Raw genomic sequence first — 4,628 nt, 5'->3', positions numbered from 1 at the left:
GGGTCCCGGTGGGCGTGGGAGCGGCCGGGGCGGTGGACGAGGGGGCGGGTGATCGCCGGACTCGCCCTCCTCACCGCGCTCCTGCTCGCCTTCCCCCGCGTTCTGCCCAACCGGCCCGGCCACCTGGGAAGCCTGCTGGAGGCGTTCCTGCCCTGGCTCGGCCTCATGACCGTCGTCCTGCTCGCCTGCGCCCTCCTGCGCCGCTCGGTCACGGCACTCCTGTCCCTGCTCCTGCCGGTGGCGGCCTGGGCGTACGCGTTCGGCGGTCTCTTCCTTGCCGCGCCGGAACCCGGTGCGCGCGATCTGGTCGTGGTGCAGCACAACGTGAGCGACGTGAACGGGGACCCGGCAGGCACGGCCCGTACGCTCGCCGAGGCCGGGCCGGACCTGATCGCGCTGGAGGAACTGGTCCCGGCCGCCCTGCCGGCGTACGAGAAGGCTCTCGCGCCCGGCTTCCGGTTCCACGAGGTCCGGGGGACGGTCGGGATCTGGTCGAAGCATCCGCTCACGGACACCCGCGTGGTGGACATCAAGCCCAGGGAGATCGAGGAGGGCTGGAGCCGCGGGCTGCGTACCGTGGTCCACACCCCGCAGGGCGAAGTCGCCGCCTACGTGGCCCACTTGCCGTCGATCCGAGTCGGACCGAGCGGATTCGCCTCCTCCTGGCGGGACGAGAGCGCCCATCTGCTGGGCCGGGCCGTCGCCGCCGAGACGGTGGGCAGGGTGATCGTGCTGGGCGACCTCAACAGCACGGTCGACGACCGCGGTCTGTCCCCGCTGACCTCGCAGCTGAACGTGTCGGAACGCGGCTTCGCCTTCAGCTTCCCCGCGTCCTTCCCGCTGGCCCGGATCGACCAGGTCCTGGCCCGTTCCGCGACGGTCGGCCGCATCCACACCCTGCCCGCGACCGGCAGCGACCATCTGCCGATCACCGCCCGGGTCACGCTGCGCTGAGGGACCGCCTCCCGTCGGTGAGGGCGGCGGGGGTCAGTGACGGAGGCGGTCAGTGCTCCTGAAGCCTCATGCCCAGCGTGAACGAGCCCGGCTCCTCCACGAGCACCTCGAACCCCAGGTGCCGGTAGAAGCCGACCGCACCGGCGTTCGCCTTGCCCACGCCGAGGTGAACGCCCCCGACGCCACGGCTCCGCAACGCCCCGAGCAGCGTGTGGATCAGCCGGGACCCGTTGCCGCCGCCCTGCGCCTCGGGCAGGAGGTCGATGTGCAGATGGGCGGGGTACGCCGCTGCCACCTCGGCCGGTGCGGTGGGCGGGCGGTCGATCCACTTCCGGGCGAAGGCGTCGGCGGACCCCTCACGGAACGGCACTCCCTCGCGCCGGGCGCGGAGTGCGGGCCACCACTCCCGCTCCAGCGTCCGCTCGAACGAGGCGGTGTCGGCGACGCCGAGGACGTACCCGGAKGCCGSGCGGWCGGGGCGGGCGAGGACCCAGGCGAGGTCGGGGGCGTACCGGAGGTAGGGGGCGAGGAAGATGTCGCCGGGGAGACGTGGGTCCTCGAAGGAATCCGTCGCGTCCTTGCCCGATGCGGCGGTGCGCAGGCAGATGTCGTAGAGCCGGTCGGTCTCCGCAGGGTCGTCCGCGCGGGCGGCGCGTATCCCGAACGCTGCGGTCGGGTGCGGTCGGTCGTTCACGGGCGCCTTTCGGGGGGCGGGCAGGCGGGGCGGTTGCCCCGTGCGCCCCAAATCTCTCGCACGCCGGCTCCGCACGCCACCGTCTCGTGCCGGACCGGCCGCGGCGCCGGACGAGCCGCCCGACACACCCTTCGCCGACGCCTTGCTCCACCCCCGTCCGCGCGGCATCCGGGGGTGACACGGCGTGGCGGCCGATGAGTCCCGCCGGTGCGGCCAGTCTCTCCTTACGGCGCGCCTCCGCGGCGCGCGACCAGCCGCATGTGAGGAGAGCATCATGACCGCCACCTACACCTTCGACGTCTTCTCCAGCCTCGACGGCTTCGGCGGCGCGGGCGGTGACTGGACCGGCTACTGGGGCAAGCAGGGCCCGGAGCTCCTCGACCACCGCCTCGGCCTGTACCGGGACGAGCAGCGGATGGTCTTCGGGGCGAACACGTACCGCCTGTTCGCACAGATGCTGGCCGAGAGCACCGAGGATTCCGACGTACGCGACGCCTGGGTGACCCGGATGAGGGCTCTGCCGACGACGGTGGTGTCGACCACGCTCGAAGGCCCCCTCGACTGGCCGGACGCCACCATCGAGCCGGGCGACGCCGTCGACGTCGTCGCCCGTCTCAAAGAGGAGTCCGACGTCCCGCTGCGCTCGCACGGCAGCCTGGCGATGAACCGGGCGCTGATGGCGGCCGGCCTGGTGGACCGCGTCCAGGTGACCCTGTTCCCCGTGATCACCGGCCGGACCGGACTGGCCCCGATCTTCAAGGGCGCGGCCGACTTCGACCTGGAACTGACCGGCCAACGGACGCTCGACGGCGACATCCAGGAACTCACCTACCGGCCCACGCTGCACGCCTGAACCGATCCGGCCGGGCCGGGGCTGTCAGTGGCGGGGCGTACGTTGCGGTCATGGGCGTATACCTGATCAGCGTCGGCGCGGAGGAGTGGTTCGGTGAGGAGGAGGGGTGGGGCGAGATCGCTACGGCGCTCAACGAGGGCCTGCGGCAACGAGGCCTGCCACCCTACGAGTCCGTACCGGACGAGCCTGACTTCGTCCGCGGCTCCGGGCAGGCCTTCGAGGAGAAGCTGAGCCGCTCGATGGCCGGGTTCGACGCGCTGTGCGAGGAGCACCTCTCGCACGAGGAGACGGAGACCCTCTCCAACTGGTCGGTGCTGGTGCCGTTCTCGCTCGACGAGGAGATCCTGCTGCCGATCGGCTCCGCCTACAGCGAGTCGTCGACCGTGGTCGCCGGTGCACCCCAGGTCCTGGCCGTCGCCCAACGCCTGGCGACAGCCATCGAGTTGCCTGCGGAGACCCCGCGCATGTGCGACAACCTCGACCTGACCATGTGGTTCCGGGAAGGAGCAGCGGAGGAACTGGCCGCCGCCCGTCCGGGGCCGTGGGCCGACGACCTGGACGCGGCGTTCTACGTCGCGCTGTTCCTGCGCGCTGCTGAGCACTCGGTGCGGCGGGGGTGCCCGGTCGTCTACTGCTGACACCGGCTCGGGCTCAGGAAGCTTCCGCCCCCAGCCACGGCCCCAGCTTCTCCGGGTTGCGGACCACCCAGATGCGGGTGACGCGGCCCTCGGCGATTTCGAACGAGGCCACGGTCATGACGGCGCCGTTCCGCTGGGCCACCAGCCCCGGCGTGCCGTTGACCGACCGTTCCAGGAGTTCGAGGCCCGGGGCCTTGTCCGCGATGGCGACCATGTACTGGGCGATGAGCGCACCGCCCTCGATCGGGCGCAACGCGGTGCCGGCCAGGCCGCCGCCGTCGGCGGTCATCACGGCGGCCGGGTCCAGGAGGCCGACGAGGGCCGCGACGTTCTTGGTCTCCCACGCCTCCTTGACGTGCCGCACCGCCTCCGCCTGCCCCGCCCCCGGCGCCGGGGCCCCGGCGACGCGCACCCGGCGCCGGGCGGAGGCTGCGAGCTGCTTGCAGGCGGCGGAGGTCCGGCCGAGGACGTCGGCGATCTCGGCGAAGGGGTACCGGAAGACGTCGTGCAGGACGAACGCGACCCGTTCGGCGGGCGTCATCGACTCCAGGACGACGAGGAAGGCCATCGTCACCGATTCGTCCAGGACCATCTGGTCGGCGGGATCGGTGTGGTCGGCGCCCCGGCCGCGGTACCACTCGGAACGGTCCGGCAGCGGTTCGGGCAGCCATGCGCCGACGTACCGTTCGCGCCGGGCCCGCGCCGAGCCGAGGACGTCCAGGCAGATGCGACCGGTCACCGTCGACAGCCAGGCGCCGGGGGAGACGATCTCCTCCCGCCGGCCCCGCGGCAGTGCGTACCAGCGCGTGTACGCCTCCTGGACGGCGTCCTCCGCCTCGGCCAGTGAACCGAGCAACCGATAAGCGACGTTCAGCAGTTGGCGCCGCTCGCCGGCTATGTCGTCGATGGCCGTCCCCGCCGTCCTCGCCGTCCCCACGTCCCGAACGCCCCCTCGCCTTACCTTTCGCGGGCCCGCGTCGTCGGGCTGGTGAAGACCCTATCGATCTACTGCCCAGCGGGCGGAAAAGGGGACCGCGACATGACCACCCACGCAGGTGCAGGCCGGGCGACGACGACCGCACAGCGGCACTTCTCGTTCCTGCAGATCGCGATCGCCCTGCAGACCCTGACCATCTTCCTCCAGGCGATCTCCGCCGGACTGCTCCTGACCTCTTCCTACGGAGAGACGCTGCACAGCGTCGGCGCACGCGTCATGTACGGGGCCTCGATGCTGTACGTCATCGCCGCGATCCCGAGCACCACCTGGACCGAGGCGAGGACCAGGAAGCCCGAGGCGTACCAGATGGGCCGGGTCGGTCCGCCGCCCGGCTTCCAGGCCAGGATCGCGGCGATGACGTACAGCATCGAGGCCCCGTACATGACGCGTGCGCCGACGCTGTGCAGCGTCTCTCCGTAGGAAGAGGTCAGGAGCAGTCCGGCGGAGATCGCCTGGAGGAAGATGGTCAGGGTCTGCAGGGCGATCGCGATC

General features: G+C 71.9%; 6 protein-coding genes and 1 pseudogene. 4 read left to right on the top strand and 3 right to left on the bottom strand.

The window, feature by feature from the left end:
- Nucleotides 1-954, top strand: a 954-nt coding sequence (locus EAO72_RS15350) for an endonuclease/exonuclease/phosphatase family protein (protein WP_261991480.1), incomplete at its 5' end; no start/stop codon positions are given.
- A 49-nt stretch (nt 955-1,003) separates the two neighbouring features.
- Here the strand turns inward: EAO72_RS15350 and EAO72_RS15345 are convergent.
- Nucleotides 1,004-1,648 carry a GNAT family N-acetyltransferase gene (locus EAO72_RS15345; protein WP_222724092.1) on the bottom strand — a complete coding sequence of 215 codons (645 nt, stop codon included), beginning with the start codon at nt 1,646-1,648 and terminating at the stop codon, nt 1,004-1,006.
- A 274-nt stretch (nt 1,649-1,922) separates the two neighbouring features.
- On the opposite strand from EAO72_RS15345, the gene EAO72_RS15340 reads away from it, so the two are divergent.
- Together EAO72_RS15340 and EAO72_RS15335 are read left to right on the top strand one after the other, a co-directional pair.
- Nucleotides 1,923-2,501: a dihydrofolate reductase family protein gene (locus EAO72_RS15340; protein ID WP_148017892.1), complete on the top strand. Its 579-nt coding sequence runs from the start codon at nt 1,923-1,925 to the stop codon at nt 2,499-2,501.
- Nucleotides 2,502-2,551: 50 nt separating this feature from the next.
- The gene (locus EAO72_RS15335) at nt 2,552-3,139 is read left to right on the top strand and encodes a hypothetical protein (RefSeq protein ID WP_148017891.1); all 588 of its coding nucleotides are present in this window, start codon (nt 2,552-2,554) and stop codon (nt 3,137-3,139) included.
- Between the two features lie 13 nt (nt 3,140-3,152).
- Here EAO72_RS15335 and sigJ read toward each other — a convergent pair whose 3' ends face one another.
- Nucleotides 3,153-4,076, bottom strand: a complete 924-nt coding sequence (sigJ, locus tag EAO72_RS15330) for an RNA polymerase sigma factor SigJ (RefSeq protein ID WP_148017890.1) — start codon at nt 4,074-4,076, stop codon at nt 3,153-3,155.
- Between the two features lie 102 nt (nt 4,077-4,178).
- On the opposite strand from sigJ, the pseudogene EAO72_RS43060 reads away from it, so the two are divergent.
- A pseudogene (locus EAO72_RS43060) lies at nt 4,179-4,391 on the top strand (hypothetical protein); the annotation flags it as partial.
- Here EAO72_RS43060 and EAO72_RS42490 read toward each other — a convergent pair.
- Nucleotides 4,316-4,627, bottom strand: a complete 312-nt coding sequence (locus EAO72_RS42490; protein ID WP_261991479.1) for a hypothetical protein — start codon at nt 4,625-4,627, stop codon at nt 4,316-4,318. The pseudogene EAO72_RS43060 and the gene EAO72_RS42490 overlap by 76 nt on opposite strands.
- Between the last annotated feature and the right edge of the window lies 1 nt (nt 4,628).

Origin of the sequence: Streptomyces sp. OR43 (genome assembly GCF_008042275.1) — a bacterium.
Taxonomy (GTDB): domain Bacteria; phylum Actinomycetota; class Actinomycetes; order Streptomycetales; family Streptomycetaceae; genus Streptomyces.
The sequence above is the reverse complement of the archived record's forward strand: the minus strand, read 5'-3'. Positions and strand labels throughout refer to the sequence as shown.

What these genes read in the sequence shown, in the direction of transcription:
- EAO72_RS15340 (WP_148017892.1), top strand. Translation starts at nt 1,923, where the DNA reads ATGACCGCCACCTACACCTTCGACGTCTTCTCCAGCCTCGACGGCTTC.
- EAO72_RS15335 (WP_148017891.1), top strand. Translation starts at nt 2,552, where the DNA reads ATGGGCGTATACCTGATCAGCGTCGGCGCGGAGGAGTGGTTCGGTGAG.